The sequence below is a fragment of the Streptomyces sp. NBC_00252 genome (assembly GCF_036187565.1).
Classification (GTDB): Bacteria; Actinomycetota; Actinomycetes; order Streptomycetales; family Streptomycetaceae; genus Streptomyces.
Genome location: NZ_CP108087.1, coordinates 6621081 through 6647498 on the forward strand (window position 1 = coordinate 6621081; position 26418 = coordinate 6647498).

Consider the following 26418-nt stretch of genomic DNA (forward strand, 5'->3'; position numbering starts at 1 on the left):
TTACCTGTATTCGGTAACGGTCACGCAGAGGCCGACCGAAGGCCAAAGGTCAGCCCTGGGCGCCGCGCCCCTCGTGGTCCGCCGCCTGCGCCCGCAGCGCCCGCGCCAGATCGTCCCGCGCCTCCAGCACCAGCCGCCGGAGCGCCGGCGCGGCCTTCTCGTGGGACGTCAGCCACGCGTCCGTCGCGTCCAGCGTCGCCTGCGCGTCGTCCGCCGCCGGGTAGGACGGGAACAGTCCCCGCACCACGTCCACGCCGATCTGGATCGACCGCTCCGCCCATACCCGCTCGATCGCCGCGAAGTACTTCTCCGTGTACGGCGCGAGCAGCTCCCGCTGGGAGGGCTGCACGAAGCCCGCGATGGTCGCCTCGACGAGCGCGTTGGACAGCGTGTCCGACTCCACGACCTGCGCCCACGCCTGCGCCTTGACGGCCGCCGAGGGCCGGGCGGCGAGACAGCGGACCTGGTGGCGCTTGCCCGACGCGGTGTCGTCCCGGGCCAGCTCGGCGGCCACGGCGGCCTCGTCGGCGGCACCGTGCGCGGCCAGCGGCTCCAGGAACGCCCAGCGCAGCTCCTGGTCGACGGCCAGGCCCTCGATCTGCTGCGTGCCGTCCAGCAGGGCCTGCAGCAGGGCGAGTTCCTCCGGCGCCGACGCCACCGACGCGTAGAACCGTGCCCACGCCAGCTGGTGCTCGCTGCCCGGCTCGGCGTCCCGCAGGTCCCGCAGCGCGACATGCGCCAGAAGCTTCGCGCCGGTCTCGCGCCACCACGGCGGCGAGTAGTCGACCAGCGCCGAGTTCGCCCAGGCGTGCAGCATCTGCAGCACGCCGATGTCGGTCTCCCGGCGCCCGAACCGCATCACCAGGTCGATGAAGTCGGGCGCGAGCAGCAGCGCGTCCCGCGTCATGTTCCACAGCGCCGACCAGCACAGCGCCCGCGCCATCGGGTCGGTCAGCGCCCCGAGGTGGTCGCGGAGGGTGTCCAGCGAGGTCGCGTCGAAGCGGGTCTTGCAGTACGTGAGGTCGTCGTCGTTGACGAGCACCAGCTCCGGGGCCTCCGCACCGGCCAGTTCGACCACCACCGTGCGCGGGCCGTCGACGTCCACCTCGGCGCGCTCGTAGCGCACGAGCCGGTCGCCCTCCATGCGGTAGAGGCCCACCGCCACCCGGTGCGGGCGGAGTTCGGGGTGCGACTCGGCGGCCTCCTGGAGCACGGTCAGCTCGGCGATGCGGCCGCCCTCCACGTCCAACACCACTTGCGGGGTGAGGGAGTTGACCCCGGCGGTCTGCAGCCAGGACCGCGCCCAGGACGTCATGTCCCGCCCGCTCGTCTCCTCGAGCACGGACAGCAGGTCGCCGAGGCGCGTGTTGCCGTAGGCGTTCCGCTTGAAGTAGCGGCGCGCGCCCTCCAGGAACGCGTCCTGGCCGGCGTACGCCACCAACTGCTTCAGTACGGACGCCCCCTTGGCGTACGTGATGCCGTCGAAGTTGAGCTTGGCGTCCTGGAGGTCGCGGATGTCGGCGGTCACCGGGTGCGTGGAGGGCAGCTGGTCCGCGCGGTAGGCCCAGGCCTTGCGGCGGTTGGCGAAGGTGATCCAGCCGTCGGTGAAGCGGGTCGCGCCGACCAGTGCGAACGCGCCCATGAAGTCGGCGAAGGACTCCTTCAGCCACAGGTCGTCCCACCACTCCATGGTGACGAGGTCGCCGAACCACATGTGGGCCATCTCGTGCAGGATCGTGTTCGCCCGCCCCGAGTAGGACGCCTGCGTGACCTTCCCGCGGAAGATGTACTCCTCGCGGAAGGTGACGAGCCCCGGGTTCTCCATCGCCCCGAGGTTGTACTCCGGCACGAACGCCTGGTCGTACTTCCCGAACGGGTACGGGTAGTCGAAGTGGTCGTGGAAGAAGTCCAGGCCCTGCTTGGTGATCAGGAAGACGTCGTCGGCGTCGAAGTGCGGCGCGAGCCCCTTGCGGCACATCGCGCCGAGCGGGATCTCCAGCGTCGTACCGTCGTCGAAGGTGCGCGCGTACGTGTCCGTGACGTAGTGGTACGGGCCCGCGAGGAACGCCGTGATGTACGTCGAGATCGGCTTCGTCTCCGCGAACTGCCATACGCCGTCGGTCAGTTCGCCGACGCCGTTGCTCCACACCGTCCAGCCCTCGGGGGCCTTCACCTCGGCGCGGAACGGCGCCTTGAGGTCGGGCTGCTCGAAGTTCGCGAAGACGCGGCGCGAGTCGGCCGGCTCGTACTGCGTGTAGAGGTAGACCTCGCCGTCCTCGGGGTCGACGAAGCGGTGCATGCCCTCGCCCGTGCGGGAGTACGCGCACTGCGCGTCGACGACCAGCTCGTTCTCGGCGGCCAAGTCCTCCAGCTGGATGCGCGTGCCGTCGAAGACCGCGCCCGGGTCGAGGTCCTTGCCGTTCAGCGACACGGCGGTCACGGCCGGGGCGATCAGGTCCGCGAAGCTCGCCGCGCCCGGCTCGGCGCAGCGGAACCGGATCGTCGTCACCGACCGGAAGGTCCGCGGCCCCGCGCCGGCGTCGTCACCGACCGCCGAGCGCAGGTCGAGGGACACGTCGTACCCGTCGACGGACAGCAGGGCGGCCCGCTCGCGGGCCTCGTCGCGGGACAGATTCTCACCGGGCACGGAGCGGCTCCCTCGGATGATGTCGGCTGGTGTTCGATATACGGTCAGGGCCGATCCTGCCATGCGCCCCTGACCGCGGGCACCCGGGAATGAGGGGTGAAAGAGCGGTGTTGCCACAAGGAAACGGCCGTATTCCGAGGAGCGTCATGTCTGAGACCGCCAAGACCCCCGTGGACTTCTGGTTCGACCCGCTGTGCCCGTGGGCCTGGATGACCTCCCGGTGGGTGCTGGAAGTGGAGAAGGTCCGGGACATCGAGGTCAGCTGGCACGTGATGAGCCTCGCCGTCCTCAACGAGAACCGCCTCGACGAGCTCCCGCCGGAGTACGCCGAGAACATGCGCCCCGGCGGCAAGTCCTGGGGCCCGGTCCGTATCGCCGTCGCCGCGCAGCAGCTGCACGGCAACGAGGTCGTCGGCAAGCTCTACACCGCGCTCGGCACCCGCATCCACAACGAGGGCCTGGGCGTGACCCCCGAGTCCATCGCGCTCGCCCTGTCCGACGCGGGCCTGCCGGCGGACCTGATCGAGTACGCCGACAAGGACACCTACGACACCGAGCTGCGCGCCTCCCACAAGGAGGGCATCGAGAAGGTCGGCCAGGACGTCGGCACCCCCGTCATCGCCGTCCCCGGCCCCGACGGCGAGCAGATCGCCTTCTTCGGCCCGGTCGTCACCCCCGCCCCCAAGGGCGAGGAAGCGGCCCGCCTCTGGGACGGCACCGTCGCGGTCGCGTCGGTCCCCGGTTTCTACGAGCTGAAGCGCAGCCGCACGAAGGGCCCGGACTTCAGCAACCTCTAGGTCTGCGGGCCGGCCCTCAGGCCTTCGCGTCCGGCTTGGGGAAGTAGCCGCCGTCCCGCCAGTTGAGCTGCCGCTGGTAGCGCCGACACCCCGGGACGGCACACCGTATGTACGCCTCCGGGGCGAAGTCCTTCTTCTCGGCCCGGACGAACGCCAGCTCCTTGTCGTCCCGCAGCCCGCAGAACTCCCGCAGCGGCCCACGACAGCCGGGGCACCACTTGTAGACCATGCAGAACCTCCACGAGACCCGCCTGAGGCGACTCGGCGCCCCGGCCCCGCGAGCGTAGACGCCCACGGGGCCGGGGCGCAGCCGGTCACCCACCATTCAGGGGTCCCGTGCCGGGCCTACCGTTCCCGCCCCCGCGCCACCGCCAGCCGCGCGAGGTGGTCCTCGTAGCCCTTGGCGTAGGTGGCGGCCCGCCCCGGGTCCGGCTCGACGATCTCCGTCGGGCGGGTCCAGGCCGCCGCGTCCAGCGGGACCCCGTACCGCTCGGCCGCCGCGAGCACCGCGCCCCGCGCGCCCACCTCGCCCTCGACGACCCGCAGCGGCCGCCCCAGCACATCCGCGAGCAGCCGCATCCAGGCGGGGCTGCGCGTGCCACCGCCGCACACGGCCAGGGTCCCGGTGAGCCCGGCCGCCTCCAGGCAGTGCCGGGCCGCGTAGCCGATGCCCTCGCAGGTCGCGCGGATCAGGTCGGCGGGGGTCGACTCCAGCGAGACGCCGGTGAGTTCGGCGCGGAGCCGGGGCTCGACGAAGGGGGCGCGCTCGCCGGACGGGGCGAAGTACGGCAGCACCCGCACTCCGTTCGCGCCGGGCGGGGTCGCCGCGAGCAGCGCGTCCACCTCCTCGTGCCGGACGCCGGTCGTCGACAGCACCCAGTCCAGGGCGGCCGTACCGACCATCGCGGGCATGGCCCGCAGCCAGTGCCCCGGCCGGTCGAGGGAGATGTACAGCCCGGCCGGTTCACCGCTCAGGTCCAGCTCGGTGGTCGCGACCAGACTGGCGAGGCAGGTCCCCACGATCAGCAGGCCGTCCCCCGGTTCCGTCACCCCCGCGCCGAGCGCGCACGCGGGCAGGTCGTACGGCCCGTTCGCGATCCGCGTTCCCGCGGGCAGCCCCTCCCCACGCGTCTCGGCCGTGGCGACCGGGTCGGCGACCGGCGCCAGCAGCCCCCGCCGCCGGGTCAGCCCGAGCAGCTCCACGACACCGTTGTCGTACGACCGCGTCCTGGGGTCGAGGAACGGCATCGACGCGTCCGAGACATCCGTGGTCGCCCGCGCCCCCGTCAGCCGCTGGAACACCATGTCCTTGCAGTACAGCGCGGTGGCGGCGGCGTCGAGCGACCGGGGCTCGTGCGCCGCGAGCCAGGCCAGCAGCGGCCCCGGACAGCCGGGGAACATCGCGCTCCCGGTCCGCCGGAACACCGTCTCGAAGGTCCCGTCCGCGAGCCACTGGTCGAGCAGCTCGTGCGCCCGCCCGTCCATCCAGGACGCCGCCGCCCGCACCGGCCGCCCCTCCCCGTCCACCAGCCACACCCCGTCGCCCTGCCCGGTCAGCCCGGCCAGCTCGACGGTCCCGTCCACCCCCGCCGTCAGTTCGTCGAGCACGGCGACGACCGCGCCGTAGACCTCGTCCATGTCCTGCTCGACGAACCCGCCGTGCATCGACAGCTCCACCGGCCGTGCCGCCACGGCGAGTTCACGCCCGGAGTCGTCGAAGGCGGCGGCCTTCACCGTGGACGTGCCGACATCGATTCCGACGTACATAACGCCTCCTCGGAGTTGGTGACGATCCTCAGGTCAGGCTGTGCGCGAGCGGCTCCCGACGCGCCCACCGTCCCACCTCCGCCGCGGCGATCCGCGCCGCCTTCTCGGCCACGGCCCGCGAAGCGCCCCCGAGATGCGGAGTCAGTACGACCCGGTCGGCGAACCCGAACAGCCGCGCCCCGGCGGGCAACGGCTCGTGTACGTAGGTGTCGAGGGCGGCGGCCGACACCTGCCCGCTGTCCAGCGCGTCGCACAACGCGTCCTCGTCCAGCAGCGGACCCCGCGCCACGTTCACCACCACCGCGCCCGGCCGCAGCAGCGCCAGCTCGCGCGCCCCGATCAGCCCCCGCGTCTCCTGGGTCAACCGGGCGTGCAGCGTGATGACTTGGGACCGGCGCAGCAGCTCGTCCAGCGCCCCGACCCGGAGCCCGTGGATCTCGCCGTGCACATACGGGTCGTACACCATCACCCGCGCCCCGAACGCGCACAGCACCCGCGCCACCCGGCTGCCCACGGCCCCGTACCCGACGAGCCCGACCGGCAGGTCCTCCAGCTCCAACCCGCTGTGCTCGTACGTGTAGTAGGACGCACCGCCCGCCCAATTCCCCTGCCCGGCCAGGAGTTCGTGCGCCTGCGGGATCCGGCGCAGCGCGGCGAGCATCATCCCGACGGTGAACTCGGCGGTCGCGGCGGCGTTGCGCCCCGGCGCGAAGCACACGCGTACGTCGTGTGTCTTCGCCGCGTCCAGGTTGACGTTGACGGGCCCGCCCCGGCACACGACGACCAGCCGCACCTCCGGGCAGGCCGCCAGCACGCGCTCGGTGACGGGCCCCATCTGGGTGACCAGCACCTGCGCCCCGCTGTCCCGCAGGGCGTCGATCACCTCGTCCTCGGCGTCACTGGCCTCCTCCACCTCGGCGACGGGACCGAAGGGCTCCAGAGGCCACCCGAGCTCCAACTCTCCTACGGTGAAAGGGTGTTCGCGCAGTTCCTCGGCGATGGCCGCCGTGATCAGCGACGGCCGTACGAAATGGTCACCGGCGGCGACGACACGCAGGGTCTCGGTCATCGTGGGGCTCCCTCCCTCTCCGCCACGATGAACGGGGAATGCCGAATGCGTAACCCCTGAGGGAGGTCCGGATGATGTTCGAGGGCGAAGCGGAAGCGTGGCTGGGGATCGACCTGGGCACGCAGAGCGTCCGCGCGCTGCTGGTCACGGCCGACGGCACGGTCCTCGGCAGCGGGTCCGCTCCGCTGACGGGCCGCAGGGAGGGCGTACGGCACGAGCAGGACCCGGGGGAGTGGTGGGAGGCGGTGCGCACGGCGTCCCGGGCCGCGCTCTCCTCACCGGCCGGGCGAGGGCGGATCGGCGGCCTCGCGGTGTGCGGCACCTCCGGCACGGTCCTGCTCACGGACCCCCAAGGCCGCCCGCGCACACCGGGGTTGATGTACGACGACGGCCGCGCGGTCGGCGAAGCGGCACGGCTCGGCATGCAGACGAGCTGGGCCCTCCCGAAGGCGCTGTGGCTCCTGGACGCCTACGGCCCCGGCCGCGTGACCCACCAACCCGACGTGATCACGGCGCAGTTGACGGGCGAGGCGATCCCGACCGACTCCAGCCATGCCCTCAAGACGGGCTACGACGCGGAGCACGAGGCGTGGCCACCCCAACTGGCCCATCTGGCGGACCGGTTGCCGGAGGTGGTCCGCCCCGGCACGAGGCTCGGCGAGGTCTGCCGGACCGCCGCCGAAGCGACGGGCATCCCCGCGGGCACCCCGGTCATCGCCGGGATGACGGACGGCTGCGCGGCCCAGATCGCGTCCGGGGCACTGCGCCCCGGCGCCTGGAACTCGGTACTGGGCACCACCCTGGTCCTCAAGGGAGCATCCCCGACCCCCGTCCGGGACGACGCCGGGGTGGTCTACAACCACCGTGCACCGGACGGCAGTTGGCTGCCGGGCGGGGCGTCGAGCGTAGGAGCGGGCGCGCTGCCGCCGGGACCGGACCCGGCGGAGATGGACACCCGGGCGGCGGCCTGCGAACCGTCAGGCGCCCTCACCTACCCCCTGGCCTCACCCGGCGAACGCTTCCCCTTCCTGGCCCCCGAGGCCACCGCCTTCACCCTCGGCACTCCGGCGTCGGAGGCGGACGGCTGGGCGGCGGTGCTGCAGGGCGTGGCGTTCACGGAGCGCCTGTGCCTGGACTACCTCCACCACCTGGGCGCCCCGATAGACGGCCCCCTCACCTTCACGGGCGGCGCGGCCCGTAGCGCGTACTGGAACCAGCTCCGGGCCGACATCCTCGGCCGCCCGGCCCGGGTACCGGAACAGATCGAACCGGCCCTGGGGATGGCGGTGTTGGCGGCGTACGGCACGGGGGAGGGCAGGGAGCTGGCGGAGGTGGCCGACCGCATGGTCCGCATCCGCACGGTCCTGGAACCCCGCGCGTCCCGCACGGCCCGCTTCACCGGCCCGTACTCTCGCCTGGTGGACGAACTGGAGACCCGAGGCTGGCTGCCGACCCCGGTCGCGGCCCATGCCCGCACCCGCCTGAACCAGGACACGAGCGCCTCATGACCACCACCCTCCTCCTGGCCCGCCACGGCCAGACCGTCTGGCACGCCGAGAACCGCTACGCCGGCATCAGCGACGTCGCCCTGACGGACACGGGTGTCGCGCAGGCGGAAGCCCTCGGCCGCTGGGCGGCCACCCACCCCGTGGACGCGATCTGGACGTCCCCGCTGTCCCGGGCGATCGTCACGGCGAACCCCGCGGCCCAGGCCCTGAACCTCACCCCCCGCACCGAACCGGCCCTCCGCGAATGCGACTTCGGGGTGGTGGAGGGCCGCACGCTCGCGGAGTTCGAGGCGGAGAACCCCGAGGCGGCGGAGGCGTTCCGGGCGGATCCGGTGGCGCACCCGTTCCCGGAGTCCGAGGACCCGGCGGAAGCGGCAGCACGCGGAACGGTCGCTCTTCGGCGCATCGCAACGGCCCACCCCGGCCAGCGCGTCCTAATCGTCGCCCACAACACCCTCTTCAGGCTGGTGCTGTGCCGGGCACTCGGGATTCCGCTGGGTGAGTACCGGCGGGTGTTCCCGAGGCTGCGGAACGCGGCGGTGAGCGAACTCCGGGTGCAGGAGGGCACGTTCGCGCTGCTGTCCCTCAACGTGCCCTGCGGGGACGCGGATTGACGGGACCGGCCGAAAGGAGAACCCCCGCGAGTCACGTCCTCGCGGGGGTTCTCCTTTTCATCCGCCCGCCGACGTGAAGGTTGAGAAGACGATCACGAGGCAGGACGATCTGTCCGGGCCGATGGGCCGGTGGGTCAGGCGGGCAGGATCGTGTGGCGGGACTTCGCGGCGTCGTAACGCCGGGCCACGTCCTGCCAGTTGACGACCGCCCACATGGCGTCGATGAAGTCGACCTTCTGGTTCTTGTACTGGAGGTAGAAGGCGTGCTCCCAGGCGTCGAAGACCAGGAGGGGGGTGGAGCCCTGGCCGACGTTGCCCTGGTGGTCGTAGACCTGCTCGACGATCAGACGGCCGCTGAGCGGCTCGTGGGCGAGGACGCCCCAGCCCGAACCCTGGGTCGTCGCGGCGGCCTTGGTGAGCTGCGCCTTGAAGCCGGCGAAGGAGCCGAAGGAGTCGGTGATGGCGTCCGCGAGACCGCCCACCCCGTCGGCCGCGAGCGGCTCGCCGCCGCCGTCACCGGTCATGTTGTGCCAGTAGATGCTGTGCAGGATGTGCCCGGAGAGATGGAAGGCCAGGCTCTTCTCCAGCCCGTTGACCGACCCCCACTGCTCCTTGTCCCGCGCCTCCGCCAACTGCTCCAGCGTGTCGTTCGCACCCTTCACATACGCCGCGTGGTGCTTGTCGTGGTGCAGCTCGATGATCTCGGGGCTGATCACGGGGGCGAGCGCGGCGTAGTCGTAGGGCAGGTCAGGAAGCGTGTAGACGGGCATGGCGGATCGGTCCCCTCCGGACTTCTTATTGCACATGGCTTGCAACTACAACCTAGCAGCGAAAAGGCTCGGTGTGGTCACTCCGCCACGGATGTGTAGTGCGACGCGTCGCCCTCGATCGAGTAGCTCTCCTTGCCCTCGATGCCGGTCGGGATGTCGCCGGCGACGGTGACGCGGTGGAGGCGGCGGGGCTGGTCGTCGTAGTTGTCGATGGCGTAGTGCTGGGTGATGCGGTTGTCGAAGAGGACGAGCTGGTCGGGGGACCAGCGCCAGCGGAGGATGTTCTCCGGGCGGGTGACGTAGGCCTGGAGGAGGTCCAGGATCTTGCGGGACTCGGTTGTCGAGAGGCCGACGATCCGCTGCGCGAACCCGCCGATGAACAGGCCGCGTTCGCCGGTCAGAGGGTGGACGCGGACGACCGGGTGGACCGTGCGGAACGTGATCGAGGTGAACTGGGCGCGCTGGGCGGCCCGTTCGGCGTCGATGGACTCCTCCGGCACGGCGTAGTCGTAGTCGTTGGTGTGCTCCGCCCACAGGGTGTCGGCGAGGACGCGCAGCGGTTCCGGCAGGTCGCGGTAGGCCGCCGCCGAACTCGCGATCAGGGTCTCGCCGCCGTACGGCGGGACCGTGATGCTGCGCAGGGTGCTGGCCTGGGGCGGGTTGAGGACGAACGTCACGTCGGTGTGCCAGTGGTTGGCCCGGCCGCGCTCGCTGTCGACGGGCAGCACGTTCGGGGCGCCGTCGACGGCGGGCACGGTGGGGTGCGCGGTCGTGAGGTCGCCGAAGTGGCGGGCGAAGGCCTCCTGGCCCGCGTCGTCGAGGTGGACGTCGTCGAAGACCAGCGCCTTGTGGACGTTGAGGGCCTCCCGGATCGCCGTCACCTCCTCGGCGGCCAGCGGCTTGTTGATGTCCACGCCTGACACGCGGGCGCCGATGTTCGCGGTGACCTTCTGGATCTCGATGGACATGTGAAGTCCTCTCAGACGAGGGCGGGTTGGGTGGTGGGCCGGGTGTACTGGTTGGTGGGGCGGGGGAGGCCGTAGCGCTCCCGGAGGGTCGTGCGGGGGCCGTACTCCGTGCGGAGCAGGCCGCGGGTGCGGAGGAGGGGGACGACCTGGTCGACGAAGGCGTCGAGGCCGGACGGGAGGACCGCGGGCATGATGTTGAAGCCGTCGGCGGCGCCCTGCGTGAACCACGACCCGATCGCGTCGGCCACCTGCTCCGGCGTACCGGCGAAGGTGAGATGCCCGCGCCCGCCCCCGAGCCGGCCGATGAGCTGCCGTACGGTCAGCCGGTCGCGGCGGGCGAGTTCCACGACGAGCGTGTAGCGGCTCTTCGCGCCCTCGATGGCGTCCTCGGGAGGGAGGTCGGCGGGGAGTGGTTTGTCCAACTCCAGTGTTCCTGGCGCTAGTTGAAGCAGTCGCTCCAGACGGTCCACGCCGTGCGTGTACACGATGTGGTCCTCCAGCAGCCGTTCGTTGGCCCGCGCCTCGGCCTCCGTCCCGCCCAGCACGGGCACGATGCCGGGCAGCACCTTGATGTGCTCGGGGTTCCGACCGGCCGCCTCCGTGCGGGACTTGAGGTCCTTGTAGAAGGCCTGGGCGTCGGCGAGGGTCTGCTGCGCGGTGAACACCGCCTCGGCGTACCGCGCCGCGAACGTCCTGCCGTCCTCGCTCGAACCCGCCTGCACCAGCAGGGGGTAACCCTGCGGTGAGCGGGGGACGTTGAGGGCACCCGCGACGCTGAAGTACGTCCCCTGGTGACGCGGCGGGTGGATCTTCGTGTCGTCGCCCCACACCCCGGCCGCCTTGTCGGCGACGATCGCGTCGTCCTCCCAGCTGTCCCAGAGTTTCAGCGCCACATCCAGGAACTCGGCCGCCCGCGCATACCGTTCGGCGTGCGCCGGTTCGTGCTCGAGCCCGAAGTTCCGGGCGGCCTCGGCACCGGCGGTGGTGACGATGTTCCAGCCCGCCCTGCCCCCACTGATGATGTCCAGCGAGGCGAACTTACGGGCCAGGTTGTAGGGCGAGTTGTACGACGTGGATGCGGTCGCGATCAGGCCGATGTGCTCCGTGGCCGTCGCCAGCGCGGTGAGGAGAGTGAGCGGTTCCAGGGCTCCGGCCGGGCGTTGGGCGAGGTTGCTCCACAACTGCGGCCCGTCGGCGAGGAAGAGGGAGTCGAAGGTGCCGCGCTCCGCGATCCGGGCAAGGTGCGTGTAGTGCTCCAGCTCGACGTGGGCGTAGGGGTTGCTCTCCGGGAGACGCCAGGAGGCCTCGTGGTGGCCGGTGTTCATGAGGAAGGCGTTGAGGTGGAGTCGGCGGGGCATGGGAGGTCCTTTGCTGCGGATGGGTGGGGGACTTTCGAGTGCAGGGGGCTACTGATCAGCTCGTCGGGCGACTTCTCAACGTGGGGCGACACTTGTCAGCCGTGCGGCACCTCTTCAGCACAGGCCGCGCAAATCCAGCCCGTCCGGCGTTTGAGGACGAGGCCCCTTCAGGGCCGATGGGGGTCTGGGGGCGGAGCCCCCGGAAGGCGCGCACGAGCAGCGGACACTCACCGAGCAGCCGGTGCTCAGCGGGAGTCCGACGTCACCCCGAGCGCCGCCAGCAACCGCTCCCGATACTCGGCCCGCGCCACCCCAGGATCGATCACCAGGTCCAGCCCGATCCGCCCCTGCTCAAGCACCAGCACCCGATCCGCGAGGACGATCGCCTCATCCACGTCATGCGTGACCAGAAGCACCGAGGGCCGATGCCGCTCCCACAACTCCCGTAGCAGCACATGCATCCGAATCCGGGTCAACGCGTCAAGCGCCCCGAACGGCTCATCCGCCAACAGCAGTTCAGGCTCGCGCACCAACGACCTGGCCAACGCGGCCCGTTGCGCCTCGCCCCCGGACAGCTCGTTGGGCCACGCCCGCTCCCGCCCGGCAAGCCCCACCTCGGCAAGCGCCGCACGCCCCTTCGCGGCGGCTTCCTTCCCCTCCGCCCCCAGCAGTACGTTGTCGAGCACCCGCCGCCACGGCAGCAGCCGCGAGTCCTGGAAGACCACCGACACCCGCTCAGGCGCGGTGAGCCGACCACTCCCGACGACCTCGTGGTCGAGCCCCGCGATGGCCCGCAGCAACGTGCTCTTGCCGGAACCGCTGTGCCCGAGCAGCGCGGTGAACTGCCCGGCGGGCAGATCGAGATCGACGTGGTCGAGAACCGCACGTCCGCCGAACGACCGGGTAAGTCCTCGGAGTTGGACGGCAGGTACGGCGGGGCCCGCGGGAACCGCACCGGTGTCGGTCAGTTGCTGAGTGTGCGGCGCCATGACAGCACCCTCCGTTCGACGAGACGGACCGCGCTGTCGGAGAGCAGACCGAACACGCCGTAGATCAGCAGGCCGACGAGGATGACGTCCGACTGGCCGTAGTTCTGGGCCTGGAACATCATGTAGCCGAGTCCGCTGGTGGCGTTGATCTGCTCCAGGACGACCAGGCTGAGCCAGGAGCCGGTCACGCCGAGGCGCAGGCCCACGAAGAAGCCGGGCAGCGCGCCGGGGATGACGATCTGGCGGACGAACTGGAGCCTTGACAGGCCCTGGACCTCGGCGAGTTCGACGTAGCGGTGGTCGATGCCGGAGAGCGCGGCGTGCAGGTTGAGGTAGATCGGGATGTAGACGACGATCGCGATGATGGCGATCTTGAAGGTCTCGCCGATGCCCAGCCAGAGGATGAACAGCGGGATGAGACCCAGGGTGGGGATGGCCCGGTTGAGCTGCACGGTCCCGTCGATCAGTGCCTCGCCGACCCGGCTCAGCCCGGCGGCGAGCGCGAGGACGACACCGGCGGTGAGGCCGAGCGCGAAGCCGTAGGCGGCGCGTTCCAGCGAGGTCAGCATGTCCGTGGGCAGGGTGCCGGACGTCCACAGCCGGCCGGCGGTCCGCAGCACCGTCCAGGGCGCCGGGATCGCGGCCGGGTCCAGTTGCCCGGCGGCGGAGGCGACGGCCCACAGGACGAGGAAGAGGAGCGGCCCGACGACCCGGGAGGCGGGCAGCCGCCTGCCCGGGGCGAGACCGCGCCGCCGCCTGCGCGGAGCCTCGACGGAATCCTCAACAGCGTTCTGCGGCAGGGAAGTTGTGGCAGACGTGTCCACCGTCTGGGAGGTCGTCATCGCCGTCACCTCCGGTACTCCGCCGCCACGGCCTTCGCCGCGATCCCCTCGAACCGCCGGTCGAAGAGCGAGTCCACCTTGAACTCCTTCACGAACCCGCCCTCGGCGAGCAGATCGGCGGTCTCCTGCTCCCACTTCACGGCCTCGTCCCAACTCGGCGGGAACAACGGCTTGTTGGCGAGCGCGGTGACCGACTTCGCCTGCGCGAGGGTCAGGTTCTGGGTCTTGACGTAGAACTCCTCGTTCCAGGCGTCCGGGTGCTCGTACTGCCAGACCTGTCCCTGCGCCCACTGCGGGATGTACGCGGCGATCGCGGCCGCCTTCGCGGAGTCGGCCAGCACGGCGGACGGCGCCCACAGCAGATTGAGCAGGTCTACGACATCGGTGGTGATCGCACGGGCGCCCTTCGCCTCGTACTGCTTGAGGTACGCCGGTGCCTGGCTGTTGGCGAGCGGGGCGATGTCGACCTGGCCGGACTGGAGGGCGGTGAAGAACTGGTTGCTGGTCAGCGGGACGAGTGTCACCTCGTCGTACGTCAGCCCGGCCTGCTTCAACGCCCGCAGCAGGACGACCCCTTGGGCCTGCCCCTGCGAGAACGCCAGCTTCCTGCCCTTGAAGTCGGCGACGGTGTGGATGTCGCTGCCGGGCTTGGTGGCGAAGAGGTAGTTCGGCTTGCGGGTGACGTCGATCGCGACGATCTTCGCGTCGTAGCCCTGGTAGTGCGCCTGGATCGGCGGGATGCCCGCGTTGTTGGCGAGGTCGAGGGACTTGGCGCGGAAGGCGTTGATGACATCGGGGCCGGCCCCGATGTTCACCCAACTCGACACGGTGAACGGCAACTTGGGCAGTTTCGCCAGCTTGAACTGGAGCTGCTGGGTGTTCAGGTACGAGGAGATCTTCAGGCTCGTGCCGGACGGGACCTTCTCGGCGAGCGGGGCGGACAGACCGGCCCCCGACCTGGCGGTGGCGGCGTTGCTCGTTGCGCAGCCGCTGAGACCGGCGACACCCGCGGCGGCACCCAGCACGGAGGTGAGGAAGAGCCGCCGGTCGACGCCGGGCGCACGGGAATGAGGCATGGGAGGACTCCCTGATCAAAGTCATGGGAACGCGGGAAGGCACGCGAAATTCACGGACGGCGAAAGACGGAACAGTCCGGGACAGGAAATTCAGGCAGGATGAGACCGGCGCCGAAGGCGCGTCAACGGGTCAGCAACAAGAAGTGCGACAACTCATCTGCAGGCTCATGACCAGGATGTTCCCGGCCATGCGCGCCCGCTGTCAACATTCCGAGTTTCTGAATTAAATACGCCCCGGTGACAGGCTCAGGGGATCCCGGAACAGCACATCCAGCATCACCGAACCGCCCGCCACGGCCAGTACGGAATCCGGGAAACTCGTCGGCACGACAGCCGAGGCCCGCGCGTCACCGACCTCCTCGCGCAGCGCCCGCAGGCAGTCCTCCCGCCGGATGACCCCCAGTTCGGTGACGACCACCGTCTCCGGGTTGAGGATGTCGAGCAGCAGCCCGGCCGCCCGCCCCACCATGCGCGCCCGCTGCGTCAACAGCCGTACGGCGAGGGGGTTTCCGCGCTCGGCCGCCGTCACGACGTGGGTCGGGTTGACCCCGTCGACGATGCCCGCCTCCCGGGCCCGGCGGCACAACGTCCGTTCGCTCAGCTCGACTTGGAGGCAGCCGACGCGCCCGCAGTCGCACGGTTCCGTGCCGCCGCGCAGCGGCAGATGGGCGATCGCGCCCGCCTGCGAACGCGGGCCGTGGTGCACCTCGTCGTTGGTCGCGAAGGCCGCGTCGACCACGTTGCCGACGAAGAGGTGCAGCACGCTGCGGCTGCCGCGCGCCGTCCGCCCGAAGAGGCGCTCCGCGTTCACCAACGCCCGTGCGTGGCCGTCCACATGGACCGGCAGTCCGGTGCGGTCGCCGAGCAGTGCGCGCACCGGCACGTCCCGCCAGCCCAGCAGCGGATGGTCGACGATGCTCCCTGAGTCCCGGTCGACCCAGCCGCCGGCGGCGACCCCGACCCCCAGCGGGGTGGCTCCGGCCGCCTCCGCGAGCAGCGCTCGCAGCCCTTCGGCGGCGCGCGCCAGCACCAGGGCGGGGTTCGTGCTGTCGTGCCCGAGCCGGCGCTCGGTCACCACCCGGCCGCGCAGATCCAGCAGCGCGACCGTCGTATAGGGCACCGCCACATGGACTCCGCCCACAACGAACCGTGACGCATCCAGGTCGACGGGCACATGGGGTCGGCCCACACCGTTCGAGCGTCGGGGTGTGGCGGCCTCCCGTATGAGCCCGAGTTCGGTGAAGCGGGCGCAGTAGTCGGTGACCGACGCGGGGGACAGCCCGGTCAGCCGGGACACGGTCGAGCGGGCCACCGGGCCGTGCTCCAGCACCGAGCGCAGGACGACGCTCGCGTTGGTGCGCCGCCGGTCGCTGTCGGCGGCGCGGGGTACGGGGGAGCGAGGGGAACCGGGAGAGCTGGGAGAGCCGGGGGAGTGGGAGGCGAGCAGGGGTGCCGCGTTACGGGGCATGGGGATCTTCCTCGGGAACGGGTCCGACAGTGCGCCGTCTGGGATACGAGGCGCACCGGATCCGCTCCGCCCGCCTCAGGGGCGGTAACAGGTCGCCGCGGCCTGGCGTCGCAGGTCGACATAGCGACGCGACGCGAAGTTCCGGGCCTGGGCAACCATGCGCTCGAAGCTAGCAAAGCGGCCCACGGCTGCCCAGACCGCGACCGGTGTGCGAGACGGCACGACGACGGGTGTGCGAGACGGCACGGCATCCGCGTGACCGGCATCACACCCCGGCGCGTGTAACGGGCATCCTTTGTCCGGAGCCCACCAAGTCCCCGATCCAGCCTTTGTCGAACGCTGACGGTGATCGGTCCGAGGGCCCTGGGATAGCGTCACAAAGTCCCCCTGTACCCCGTCAACCTGCGGAGTCCCCCTTGAGTACCGCCGTCGCCACCACCCGCCCGGGCCAGGTCCTCGCCGACCTGCTGCCCGCCTCCCGTGTGCGGGACATCGCCCTCGTGCTCGGCGGCGCCGCGCTCACCGGCCTCGCCGCACAGCTCGCCGTGCCCGTGCCGGGCTCCTCGGTCCCGGTCACCGGCCAGACCTTCGCCGCCCTCCTCGTCGGCACGTCCCTCGGCGCCGGCCGCGGCTTCCTCTCGCTCGCCCTGTACGCGCTGCTCGGCCTGGCCGGCGTCCCGTGGTTCGCCGGGGGCACCTCCGGCGCCGGCGCCTCCTTCGGCTACATCGCCGGCATGCTGCTGGCCTCCGCCGCCGTCGGCGCCCTGGCCCGCCGCGGCGCCGACCGCTCGGTCCTGCGCATGGCCGGCACGATGCTGCTGGGCGAGGCGATCATCTACGCCATCGGCGTCCCGTACCTGGCGCTCAGCCTCGACCTCTCGGCCGGCGCCGCGCTCGCCGCGGGCCTCACCCCGTTCCTCATCGGCGACGCCCTGAAGGCCGCCCTGGCCATGGGCGCGGCCCCGACGGCCTGGAAGTTCGTCAACAAGCAGCGCTGACACGGCTGTTACCGCCGGAAGAGGTTCGCCGGGTCGTACGACGACTTGATCCCGGCGAGCCTCTTCCGCGTCTCCGCGTCGTACAGCCCCTCGGTCCTGTCACCGGCCCCGAACGCGAAGTTGACCGTCCGCCCGAGCGTGTACGGCGCGAGCAGCACGAACGCCGGGTCCAGCCGTTCCCGCACGGCCTCCCGCTCCCCGACGGCCAACATCCGTACCAGGAAGGGCGGAGAGTAGCGGCTGTGTGTGGTGGTTCATGAGGTTCATGCTGGCCGCATTACCTGACATGTGCCGTCAGGTAATGCGGCGCGTTCGGGGTGTTCCGGGACAGGCAAGAGGGAGGGCTGGGTGCTCCCGCGACCCGGCCCTCCCTGTCCGGTCCCGCCTGACCTCAGCCGGTCGGTCCCGTCGGGCGTCGGTGGCTCAGCCCCGTAGGGCCTGCCGGCCCGGCCGCCGTTGCGACCAGTACAGGCCCGCCGCGCCCGCCGCGATCAGGGCCGCGCCGGCCGCGCCCAGGGGCAGGACGTCGTCGCCGACGCCCGTCTTGGGCAGCGTGTCGCCGCCCGGTGCCACCGGCTTGTTGTCGGTGCCGAGCAGCAGCGGGGTGGCCGGGGCGTTCGGCGACGGGTTCGCCGTACCGAACGGGACCGGGCCCTGCTGCCAGAACGTCTTCTTGCCGTCGGCGGACATCACCGGCAGACAGATCTTCCCGGCCTTGCTCAGGTCGTACGTCGCGTCGACCGCGTACGACTTCGACCTGCCCGCGGCGAGCGCGCCCACGGAGCACTTGAATCCGCTGTTCGAACCGGCGGGCAGATCCTTTTCGGCGATCGCCGAACAGCCCTGCACACCATTGACCTTGAGGCCGTCGAATCCGACGACCAGAAGATTGACATCGCCGCTCGCCCTGGTCCCCTCATTCTTAACGGTGGCGGTGATCGCCGTCTTTTTCGAACCGTTGTCGACCGAGATCTTCGACGGCAGGAGCGTGGTCAGTTTCACTCCGGCCGGAGCCGCGTCCACGGCCTTTCCGCCTTTTCCGCTCCCCGGCCCCTGGTCGTCCGCCGAGGCGCTGAAGGAAAGGATCATCACCGCCGAGAAGGATGCGGTGAGCAGCGATCCTGTGATGGTCATGGTCGTAGCACGACGAGAACTCATGTTCGTCCCCCTTGTGTTCCCTTGCGTTCCCCTGTATCCCCCTGGGACTGCGCCTGAATTCGCAGTACTTGAAGAGGTACCACAAGATTTCTCCGCACTATGCTGGTACGGCATGAAGTGTGACCATTGTGGGGGTGCAGCGGATTGCCGGGGAATGCGGGAAATTCGGGAAGCATGAGGAGCGGCGGAGTTCCGGGGCTGTTGGTGACCGGACGTTATCGGCTGGTCGAAAGTATCGGGCAGGGGGGAATGGGGCGGGTGTGGCGAGCCGCCGACGAAATACTCGACCGGCAGGTCGCCGTCAAGGAAATGCGCATCGACGGCCTCGACGCGGAGGACACCCGCACCCGCCGCGAGCGCACCCTGCGCGAGGCCAGGGCGACCGCCCGCATCGACCACCCCAACGTCGTGCGGGTCTACGACGTCGTCGACGAGGGCGAACGCCTGTGGATCGTCATGGAGTTGGTCGCCGGCCGCTCCCTGGAACGCATGCTGACCGACGACGGCGCGCTCGGCCCGCGCGAGGTGGCCCGCCTCGGACTCGGCCTGGTGGCGGCCCTGCGCCAGGTGCACGCGGGTGGCGTCCTGCACCGGGACATCAAGCCCGGCAACGTGCTCGTCGAGAACGGCGGCCGACGCGTCGTCCTCACCGACTTCGGCATCGCCGCGATCCAGGACGCCACGGCGCTCACCGTGGTCGGCATGCTGGTGGGCTCGCCCGACTACATGGCGCCCGAGCGGATCTCCGGGCACCCGCAGGGACCGCCGTCGGACATCTGGTCGTTGGGCGCCACGCTCTGCGCCGCGCTCGGCGGGCGGTCACCGTTCTCCCGGGACACGACGCTGGCCACCTTGCACGCCGTTCTGTACGAGGAGCCCGAACTCCCGGCTGCGGCAGGCCCGTTGCGCGAGATCCTCGCCGCGCTGCTGGAGAAGGAGCCGTCCGGTCGCCCGGGGCTGGAGGAGGTGGAGGGGGCGCTGACTCGGGTGGCGTTCCCGGCGGAGGAGGCGGAGAGCGCCGAGCCGCCCGGCGAACCCGCCGCACCTGACGCGGAGTTGGAGCCGGAGTCGCCACCCGAGGTCTATCGGGAGTCACCGACCCCGGTGTTCCTGGCGCCGTCACTCGTCCGCGCCGCACGCGATCCTCGGGTGTACGACCCCCACCCCGTCGAAGACGCGATACCGACGCAGCGTCCCGCCGTAGAGGAACCGGTCTCCGCCGCCGAAGCCGCGTCCGAAGCCGCGTCCGAAGCCGTGTCCGAAGCCGCGTCCGAAGCCGTGTCCGAAGCCGCGTCCGAGGCCGCCTCGGAGCTGAGTTCCGAGGCTCCCTCCAGCAACTCCCGGGGATCTGGGCCACGGCGGACCGGCGTCTCCTTCGCTCGCGCCGACCAAGGTGAGCGAACCGAACCCGCCGCACAAGCCGGGCCCGGCGCGGACCCCCAACTGGCCGAGCGCGCACAGGCGTTGACCGAGCGAAAACCCGTGCCACCCCCGGCCCACCCGCCGGCCCCGCGCCCGGCTCCACCGCACCCCGCGCCCCGACGCCCCGACCTGGGCCCGCACCCGGCCCGTGTGCCTCCCGGCGGCGAACTCCCGGGCCCCGCCCAGCCGTTCACTCCGGACCGCCCTCACCGCACCCGCCGCCGTATCGCACTGATCGCCGTCGCGGCCGTAGTGGTAGCCGCCGCGGTCACCGGCACGATCCTCGCGAACTCCGGTGGCTCGTCCGGCACTTCAGCGGCTGGTTCATCGACGTCGGCGGAACCGTCCGCCTCCTCGTCCGGGTCGCCGTCCCCCACAGCCCCTTCCTCCTCCCCGTCCCCCACGGTCGAAGGCACCTCACGCCCCCCGACTCTCCCGCCAGGCACGCACCAGGAGGCGGGCGGTTTCGCGTGGGCGACGCCGGCGGGGTGGCGGCGGGACCTGAAGACGGGCGCCGAGGTGCACTACACGTCGCCCGACGGGAGTCAGGAGCTCGTCGGCAAGTCGGCGCTCGCGCGGGGGGACCTGATGGAGACGTGGGAGGCGTCGGAGCGGAACGCCCAGCAGGGGCGGGACTATCGAAAGATCCGGCTCGAGAGGACGACGTTCCGGGGTTTCCCGGCGGTGAGCTGGGAGTACACGTTCACGCTCAAGGGCGTCGCCTGGCACGCCCGGCTGCTCGGATTCGACGAGGACGGGAAGTCGTACCAGATCAACACCTGGTACCAGCCGGACGTGGAGACGCGGGCCCTGGAGACCTACGACAAGGTCAGGGACAGCTTCGTCGTGCTGTGAACTGCCTCAGCCCACGGACACCTTGTCGGTGTCGGTGTCCGCGACGGCGGTCGCCCGGCCGCCCCGCACCCGCTCCTTGACCACCGAGACCGCGATGACGGCCAGCGCGACGAGCAGGGACAGCAGCACGGTCGTACGTCCGCTGCTCTCGCCCTTCGTGTCGGTGAGCATGTAGCCGAGGACGAACACGATCAGGGCGATCGTCGCCCAGGTCAGATACGGGTACAGCCACATCCGTACGACGAGCTTCTCCGGCGACTCGCGCTCGATGATCCGCCGCATGCGCAGCTGTGACGCGCAGATGACCAGCCACACGAACAGGGCGACGGCGCCGGAGGAGTTGACGAGGAAGAGGAACACGGTGTCGGGGTAGGCGTAGTTGAAGAACACGGCGACGAAGCCGAAGACGACCGAGGCGATGATCGCGGCCATCGGGACACCGCGGGACGTGGTCCGGGCGAACGCCTTCGGGGCGTCACCGCGGCCGCCGAGCGAGAAGGCCATGCGGGAGGCCGTGTAGAGGCCGGAGTTGAGGCAGGACAGCACCGAGGTCAGCACGATGAAGTTCATGATCTGGCCGGCGTGCGCGATGCCGAGGGAGTCGAGGGCGGCGACGTAGGAGCCCTGCGCCTTGATCGACGGGTCGTTCCACGGGAGCAGGCAGACGACGATGAAGATCGAGCCGAGGTAGAAGACGCCGATGCGCCAGATGATGCTGTTGGTCGACTTGGTGACGGCGCGCTGCGGGTCCTCGGACTCGCCGGCGGCGAGCGTGGCGATCTCGCTGCCCATGAAGGAGAAGACGACGAGCAGGACGCCGGTGAGGATCGCGCCGGGCCCGTTCGGCAGGAACCCGCCGTGGTCGGTGAGGTTGCCGAGGCCCGCCTTGTCGGTGTGGGCGCCGGGGAGCACGCCGAAGATCGCCAGCGCGCCGATGATGATGAACGCGCCGATCGCGACGACCTTGATCCCGGCGAACCAGAACTCGAACTCGCCGTAGGAGCCCACCGACACGAGGTTTGTGGCGGTCAGGACCACCATCACGATGAGCGCCCAGCCCCACTGCGGTACGGCCGGTATCCACCCTTCGAGGATCTTGGCGCCCGCGGTCGCCTCGACGGCGAGGACGACGACCCAGAAGAACCAGTACAGCCAGCCGATCGAGAAACCGGCCCAGCGGCCGAGCGCGCGGTCGGCGTGCGCGGAGAACGAGCCGGACGTGGGGTTCGCGGCGGACATCTCACCGAGCATGCGCATCACCAGCACCACGAGCGTGCCGACGAGCGCGTAGGAGAGCAGGATGCCCGGGCCCGCCGTCGCGATGCCCGAACTGGAGCCGACGAACAGGCCGGCGCCGATGACGCCGCCGATGGCGATCATCGAGAGATGCCGGTTCTTGAGTCCTGCCTGAAGGCCAGAACCAGAAGTCATGGGGGGATTTCCTTTACGCCGGTTGGGATGCCGGTGGGGGGTGCTCGTACGAGCGGCGTACGAGTCGGTCCAGTGAATCGGAGGTAAAGGAATTCCTGAACCTTTGAATCCAGATCGTTACTTGAGGTTTCCTTGAGGTTGCGAGGCGTTGCCGGTATTTAACGTGGTCGGGCCCCGGAGCTGCTTCCCGGAAACAGCCGTGTCACACTCGACCCATGCGCGTGTATCTCGGCTCCGACCATGCGGGCTTCGAACTCAAGAACCACCTCGTCGAGTGGCTGAAGGAGGCGGGACATGAGCCCGTCGACTGCGGCCCGCACATCTACGACGCCCAGGACGACTACCCGCCCTTCTGCCTCCGCGCCGCCGAGCGCGCGGCCGCCGACCCCGAGGCCCTCGGCATCGTGATCGGCGGCTCCGGCAACGGCGAGCAGATCGCGGCGAACAAGGTCAAGGGCGTGCGTGCGGCCCTCGCCTGGAGCGAGGAGACCGCGTCGCTCGGCCGCCAGCACAACAACGCGAACGTCGTGGCCGTCGGCGCCCGGATGCACACGACGGAGGAGGCGACGAAGTTCGTCGAGATCTTCGTCGGTACGCCGTTCTCCGAGGACCCGCGGCACATTCGGCGCATCGACATGCTGACGAAGTACGAGGAGACGGGTGAGCTGCCGGAGATTCCGGCGCATCACCCGAAGCAGTAGGTAACGAGGTCTTCGGAACGCCCACCTGTCGACCGACCTGGACAGGTGGGCGGGTGGGAAAGGAAGTTCGCCAGGTGCCAGAGGGGCACACGATCCACCGACTGGCGCTGGACTACGGCGGTCACTTCAAGGGCGGCCCCGTACAAGTCACCAGCCCCCAGGGCAAGTTCAGTGACTCCGCCGCGCTGCTGAACCGCACGGAACTCACCCGCACCGAAGCCCACGGCAAGCACCTGTTCCTCGGTTTCCGGGACGAGGAGTGGATCCACATCCACCTCGGCCTCTTCGGCAAGGTGACCTTCGGCGGAGCCCCCGCACCCCCGCCCACGGACACCGTCCGCCTGCGCCTCGCCAACGACACGTCGTACGTCGATCTCCGCGGCCCCACCACCTGCGCCCTGATCACGGACACCGAGAAGCACGCGATACACGCCCGCCTCGGCCCGGACCCCCTGCGCCCGCCGGAGGACACGGACCCGGGCGCGGCGTACCGACGCATCTCCCGCAGCCGTACGACGATCGCGGCCCTGCTGATGGACCAGAAGGTCATCGCGGGCGTCGGCAACGTCTACCGCGCGGAGGTCCTCTTCCGGCACGGCATCGACCCCTACCGCGCGGGCAAGGACCTCACGCCCGCCGAGTGGGACGCGATCTGGGCCGACCTCGTCGAGCTGATGCACGAGGGCGTCCGCAACAACCGCATCGACACCGTCCGCCCGGAACACACCCCCGAGGCGATGGGCCGCCCGCCGCGCGTGGACGACCACGGCGGCGAGGTCTACGTCTACCGCCGGGCCCACCAGCCCTGCCACATCTGCGGCGGCGAGATCCGCACCGCCGACCTCGCCGCCCGCAACCTCTTCTGGTGCCCCAACTGCCAGAAGCCGTAGGGGCGTTCGGCGGTACGGCTAGAACCCGTGCGGCAGCCAGGGCGCGACCGTCGACCCGAAGGCCAGCGACGCCTCCGCCAGCGCCCCGGCCCGCAGCTCCCACACCCGGCCGGCGCCCGCGAGCGACGCGAGGGACACCCCGCCGAGATACGCGGCCCCCAACTCCCTTACGGACAGGGCGAGATCGGCCGGGTCGTCGGTCCGCTCGCAGGACGCGCCCTTCGCGTCGCCGGTGAGCCGCCAACGCCCCTCGTTCCAGGGGCAGAAGGCGTCCGCGACCTCGAACACGACGTCCACGGGCGCCTGATACGTCCGCGCCTCCAGCGCGGCCCCCAGCTCCACCAGCCGTACGTGCAACGAGTCCCGCTGCCGGATCGAGCACCGGCGGATGTCGGAGACGAGATGCTGCCAGGAGTCGTCGACGGGCCTGCTGTGCGTCGTCACCTTCCCGGTCAGGTCGATCTCGCAGAGGAACCGCCACAGCGCCGCGTACGCAGCCGGGTCCAGCGCCTCCAGATCCCGCAGCCGTACGGCCCCCTTGGGGCCCTGCGTGTCCCACTCGGGCTTGATGAAGTACCGCGTGTAGCCGACGACTTCACCCTCCCGCTCGGCGACCACGCACCGCAGCGGCGACGAGCCCTCCCGCTCGCTCTCCGGGTCCAGCAGCGGCAGGTTCTCCCACCCGGGCCGCCGCGCCAGCATCCCCGGCCGCCCGGCCACCAGCCGTGCGTACACCGCCTCGCACGCGTCGCGCACGGCGGTCGGCTCGGCGAAGCGCAGACGTACGTCGTCCGTGCCCGGCGGCACCGAGAGGCGTACCCGGTCCGTGTCGATCTCGGCGGACATGTTCATCGTCGCGATGCCGTACCCGAAACGGCCGTAGATCACCGGCTCGGAGGCCGTCAGCACGGCCAGGGGTTCACCCCAGGAGCGGACGTCGTCCAGCTGGCGCCGCATCATCGACCGCAGGATGCCCCGCCGCCGGTGGGTGGCGGCCACGCTGACCATCGTCACGCCGGCCACCGGCACCGAGGCGCCGCCGGGCACGGTGAGCCGGAAGCTGAACGCGCCCGCCGTCCCCACGCAGGTCTCGCCGTCCCAGACGCCGATGGAGCGGTCGAGCTCGGTGAGTTCCCGCCACAGTTCGCGCTCCTCGGGCGGCTCCGGGGTGCCGCCGAAAGCGTCGATCAGCTTGTCGTACCAGGTGTCCCACTCGTCCTTGCGCAGGACGCGCAGCTCGGTCGGCTCGGCGGGCGTGTTCTTCGTGACTGTCCCCATGGGCCATGCCTACCAGGGCATTGCGGGACGAGCCAGGGAATTTCCGCTCGGCGCCTCCGCGAGGGCCTCCGGTGAAGTTCACTGTGAAGTTGAACCTCGCAGGGGGGACAAGTGGGACCTCCCGTGCCAAGCGGCTGGTCGGATGGATAGGGTCCCGAACTAATGGCAGCAGGACGAGAGCGGCGCGCGGAGGCCGACACGTTCACGGCCCGGTTGAAGAAGCTGGTTCACCGGGTCCGCACCGGCCTGCGCAGAAGTGCCGTCGACTACTTCCGCGGGGACGGCTCGGACTGGGTCGCGCTGGCCGGGCTGCTGATCACGATCCCGGTGATCGTGGCCGTGACGCTCGCCAACTCGGTGTGGTTCTCGGCGGCAGCGCTGGTCCTCCCGATCGTCGCGGGCGGCCTGCTGCTGCGCCCCGCGAGCCTGCTCGGCCTGTACGCGGCGGCGGCCACCGGCCTGATCGTGGAGTCGGTGAAGCTCGGCCCGTACACCGAGGGCCCGGCGCGGGTGACCCCGGGCGTGGTGCTCGTGGTGGCCGCGTGCGGTTTCTTCGGGCTGCTGATCGCGCAGTTCCGCAGCCGGGTCGGCGTGCCCTGGCGGCGCGGCGGCACCATGCTCTTCGACCTCCGCGAGCGGATCCGGGTGCAGAGCAAGCTGCCCCAACTCCCGCAGGGCTGGCACCGGGAGATGGCGCTGCGGCCCGCGGGCGGCCAGTCGTTCTCCGGCGACTTCGTGGTCGCGGCCCGGACGAACGGTGGTCGGACCATGGAGGTGGTCCTCACCGACGTCTCCGGCAAGGGCATGGACGCGGGCTCCCGCGCCCTGCTGCTGTCCGGCGCCTTCGGCGGCCTGCTCGGCTCGCTGCCCCCGCACGCGTTCCTGCCCGCCGCCAACGGCTACCTGCTCCGCCAGGACTGGGACGAGGGCTTCGCGACCTCGATCCACCTCGTCCTGGACCTCGACTCCGGCGACTACGAACTCTTCTCCGCGGGCCACCCGCCGGGCCTCCAGCTCAGCGCGGGCAGCGGCCGCTGGGAGGAGAAGGCCGCCGAAGGGCCCCTGCTGGGTGTGTACGACGGCGCCCAGTTCGACCCCGTGAAGGGATCGCTGCGGCCCGGGGACGTGTTGATGCTGTTCACAGACGGCCTGGTGGAGACCTCCGACCGGGACATCGTCGAGGGCATCGACCGCCTCACCGGCGAGGCCGACCGCTATGTGGCCGGCGGCTTCCACGGCGCCGCCTGGCATCTCATCGAGGCGGTCGCCAAGGACGTCAACGACGACCGGGCGCTGCTGCTGGTGTGCCGCGAGGGACCGACGGCCGCGGCCCAGGCCCTGCCCCGGTGACCGCGCACCTCACCGAGGCCGAGGTCGAGACCCTGGCCCGCGCCGCCCACGAGGGCCAGACCGACAAGGCGGGACGGCCCTACGCCGAGCACCTCCAGGCCGTGGCGGAGGGGGTGCGGCTGCGGGGCGGGGACGCCGAGCAGATCGCGGCGGCCTGGCTGCACGACTCCGTGGAGGACGACGCACTCACCGAGCGGTGGCTGCGCGAGGCCGCGCTGAGCCGTCGTACGAAGGACATCGTGCGCGCGGTCACCAAGCGGGCGGGGGAGCCGCCGGAGTCGTACGCCGAGCGGGTGCTCGCGACCCCCGGCGCGCTCCTGGTGAAGGAAGCGGACCTGGCGCACAACGCGGACCCGGCCCGCCTGGCGGTCCTCGACGGACCGACCCGGCGACGGCTGACCGAGAAGTACGCACGGATGCGCGCGCTTCTCGGCCTGGACGTCCCCGAGTAGGCGTCCCTGT

General features: G+C 71.0%; 23 protein-coding genes and 1 pseudogene. 9 read left to right on the plus strand and 15 right to left on the minus strand.

The features are described from left to right. Positions 1-49 precede the first annotated feature (49 nt). The gene (gene pepN / locus OHT77_RS29320) at positions 50-2647 is read right to left on the minus strand and encodes an aminopeptidase N (RefSeq protein WP_328831415.1); all 2598 of its coding nucleotides are present in this window, start codon (positions 2645-2647) and stop codon (positions 50-52) included. Between the two features lie 146 nt (positions 2648-2793). On the opposite strand from pepN, the gene OHT77_RS29325 reads away from it, so the two are divergent. Continuing rightward, positions 2794-3444: a mycothiol-dependent nitroreductase Rv2466c family protein gene (locus tag OHT77_RS29325; RefSeq protein ID WP_328831416.1), complete on the plus strand. Its 651-nt coding sequence runs from the start codon at positions 2794-2796 to the stop codon at positions 3442-3444. A 16-nt stretch (positions 3445-3460) separates the two neighbouring features. Here the strand turns inward: OHT77_RS29325 and OHT77_RS29330 are convergent, their stop codons facing one another. The 3 genes from OHT77_RS29330 to OHT77_RS29340 form a co-directional block, all read right to left on the minus strand. Further along, a complete protein-coding gene (locus OHT77_RS29330; protein ID WP_266768709.1) occupies positions 3461-3673 on the minus strand; it encodes a hypothetical protein in 213 nt (70 codons plus the stop codon). A gap of 116 nt (positions 3674-3789) precedes the next feature. Continuing rightward, positions 3790-5211 carry an FGGY-family carbohydrate kinase gene (locus tag OHT77_RS29335; protein ID WP_328831417.1) on the minus strand — a complete coding sequence of 474 codons (1422 nt, stop codon included), beginning with the start codon at positions 5209-5211 and terminating at the stop codon, positions 3790-3792. Positions 5212-5239: 28 nt separating this feature from the next. Further along, positions 5240-6280: a 2-hydroxyacid dehydrogenase gene (locus tag OHT77_RS29340; protein ID WP_328831418.1), complete on the minus strand. Its 1041-nt coding sequence runs from the start codon at positions 6278-6280 to the stop codon at positions 5240-5242. A gap of 71 nt (positions 6281-6351) precedes the next feature. Here OHT77_RS29340 and OHT77_RS29345 point away from each other — a divergent pair, with 71 nt between their 5' ends. Both OHT77_RS29345 and OHT77_RS29350 read left to right on the plus strand, forming a co-directional pair. Beyond that, positions 6352-7788: an FGGY-family carbohydrate kinase gene (locus OHT77_RS29345; RefSeq protein ID WP_328831419.1), complete on the plus strand. Its 1437-nt coding sequence runs from the start codon at positions 6352-6354 to the stop codon at positions 7786-7788. Beyond that, the gene (locus tag OHT77_RS29350; RefSeq protein ID WP_328831420.1) at positions 7785-8402 is read left to right on the plus strand and encodes a histidine phosphatase family protein; all 618 of its coding nucleotides are present in this window, start codon (positions 7785-7787) and stop codon (positions 8400-8402) included. The genes OHT77_RS29345 and OHT77_RS29350 overlap by 4 nt, the downstream gene beginning before the upstream one ends. Positions 8403-8536: 134 nt before the next feature. Here the strand turns inward: OHT77_RS29350 and OHT77_RS29355 are convergent, their stop codons facing one another. The 7 genes from OHT77_RS29355 to OHT77_RS29385 form a co-directional block, all read right to left on the minus strand. Beyond that, the gene (locus tag OHT77_RS29355; RefSeq protein ID WP_328831421.1) at positions 8537-9172 is read right to left on the minus strand and encodes a superoxide dismutase; all 636 of its coding nucleotides are present in this window, start codon (positions 9170-9172) and stop codon (positions 8537-8539) included. 77 nt (positions 9173-9249) lie between these two features. Next, positions 9250-10140 carry a TauD/TfdA dioxygenase family protein gene (locus tag OHT77_RS29360; protein WP_328831422.1) on the minus strand — a complete coding sequence of 297 codons (891 nt, stop codon included), beginning with the start codon at positions 10138-10140 and terminating at the stop codon, positions 9250-9252. A gap of 11 nt (positions 10141-10151) precedes the next feature. Next, a complete protein-coding gene (locus OHT77_RS29365) occupies positions 10152-11498 on the minus strand; it encodes an LLM class flavin-dependent oxidoreductase (protein ID WP_328831423.1) in 1347 nt (448 codons plus the stop codon). Between the two features lie 245 nt (positions 11499-11743). Then, positions 11744-12487 (minus strand): ABC transporter ATP-binding protein, encoded by a 744-nt coding sequence (locus OHT77_RS29370; protein WP_328831424.1) that lies wholly within the window; start codon positions 12485-12487, stop codon positions 11744-11746. Continuing rightward, positions 12463-13329: an ABC transporter permease gene (locus OHT77_RS29375; protein WP_328831425.1), complete on the minus strand. Its 867-nt coding sequence runs from the start codon at positions 13327-13329 to the stop codon at positions 12463-12465. Before OHT77_RS29375 ends, OHT77_RS29370 begins: the two co-directional genes overlap by 25 nt. A gap of 5 nt (positions 13330-13334) precedes the next feature. Continuing rightward, positions 13335-14405 (minus strand): ABC transporter substrate-binding protein, encoded by a 1071-nt coding sequence (locus OHT77_RS29380; protein ID WP_328831426.1) that lies wholly within the window; start codon positions 14403-14405, stop codon positions 13335-13337. 223 nt (positions 14406-14628) lie between these two features. Beyond that, positions 14629-15873: an ROK family protein gene (locus OHT77_RS29385; protein WP_328831427.1), complete on the minus strand. Its 1245-nt coding sequence runs from the start codon at positions 15871-15873 to the stop codon at positions 14629-14631. A gap of 416 nt (positions 15874-16289) precedes the next feature. Here OHT77_RS29385 and OHT77_RS29390 point away from each other — a divergent pair, with 416 nt between their 5' ends. Then, positions 16290-16871 (plus strand): biotin transporter BioY, encoded by a 582-nt coding sequence (locus OHT77_RS29390; RefSeq protein ID WP_266768689.1) that lies wholly within the window; start codon positions 16290-16292, stop codon positions 16869-16871. 8 nt (positions 16872-16879) lie between these two features. Here OHT77_RS29390 and OHT77_RS29395 read toward each other — a convergent pair. After that, a pseudogene (locus OHT77_RS29395) lies at positions 16880-17095 on the minus strand (BBE domain-containing protein); the annotation flags it as partial. A 199-nt stretch (positions 17096-17294) separates the two neighbouring features. Continuing rightward, the gene (locus tag OHT77_RS29400; protein WP_328831428.1) at positions 17295-18005 is read right to left on the minus strand and encodes an LPXTG cell wall anchor domain-containing protein; all 711 of its coding nucleotides are present in this window, start codon (positions 18003-18005) and stop codon (positions 17295-17297) included. A gap of 273 nt (positions 18006-18278) precedes the next feature. Between OHT77_RS29400 and OHT77_RS29405 the strand changes: the two genes are divergently transcribed. After that, complete coding sequence (locus tag OHT77_RS29405; RefSeq protein WP_443048151.1) at positions 18279-20306, plus strand: protein kinase domain-containing protein; 2028 nt, start codon at positions 18279-18281, stop codon at positions 20304-20306. Positions 20307-20312: 6 nt separating this feature from the next. On the opposite strand, the gene OHT77_RS29410 is transcribed toward OHT77_RS29405, so the two are convergent. Continuing rightward, positions 20313-21737, minus strand: a complete 1425-nt coding sequence (locus tag OHT77_RS29410; protein WP_328831431.1) for an amino acid permease — start codon at positions 21735-21737, stop codon at positions 20313-20315. Positions 21738-21952: 215 nt separating this feature from the next. On the opposite strand from OHT77_RS29410, the gene OHT77_RS29415 reads away from it, so the two are divergent. Beyond that, a complete protein-coding gene (locus tag OHT77_RS29415; protein ID WP_266768680.1) occupies positions 21953-22438 on the plus strand; it encodes a ribose-5-phosphate isomerase in 486 nt (161 codons plus the stop codon). Positions 22439-22512: 74 nt separating this feature from the next. Then, positions 22513-23328, plus strand: coding sequence for an Fpg/Nei family DNA glycosylase (locus OHT77_RS29420; RefSeq protein WP_328831432.1), 816 nt, complete (start codon positions 22513-22515; stop codon positions 23326-23328). An 18-nt stretch (positions 23329-23346) separates the two neighbouring features. On the opposite strand, the gene OHT77_RS29425 is transcribed toward OHT77_RS29420, so the two are convergent. Then, entirely contained in the window at positions 23347-24606 is a 1260-nt protein-coding gene (locus OHT77_RS29425) for a GNAT family N-acetyltransferase (RefSeq protein ID WP_328831433.1), read from the minus strand. Between the two features lie 162 nt (positions 24607-24768). Between OHT77_RS29425 and OHT77_RS29430 the strand changes: the two genes are divergently transcribed. Then, a complete protein-coding gene (locus tag OHT77_RS29430; protein WP_328831434.1) occupies positions 24769-25956 on the plus strand; it encodes a PP2C family protein-serine/threonine phosphatase in 1188 nt (395 codons plus the stop codon). Further along, positions 25953-26408: an HD domain-containing protein gene (locus tag OHT77_RS29435; protein ID WP_328831435.1), complete on the plus strand. Its 456-nt coding sequence runs from the start codon at positions 25953-25955 to the stop codon at positions 26406-26408. The genes OHT77_RS29430 and OHT77_RS29435 overlap by 4 nt, the downstream gene beginning before the upstream one ends. Positions 26409-26418: the final 10 nt, after the last annotated feature.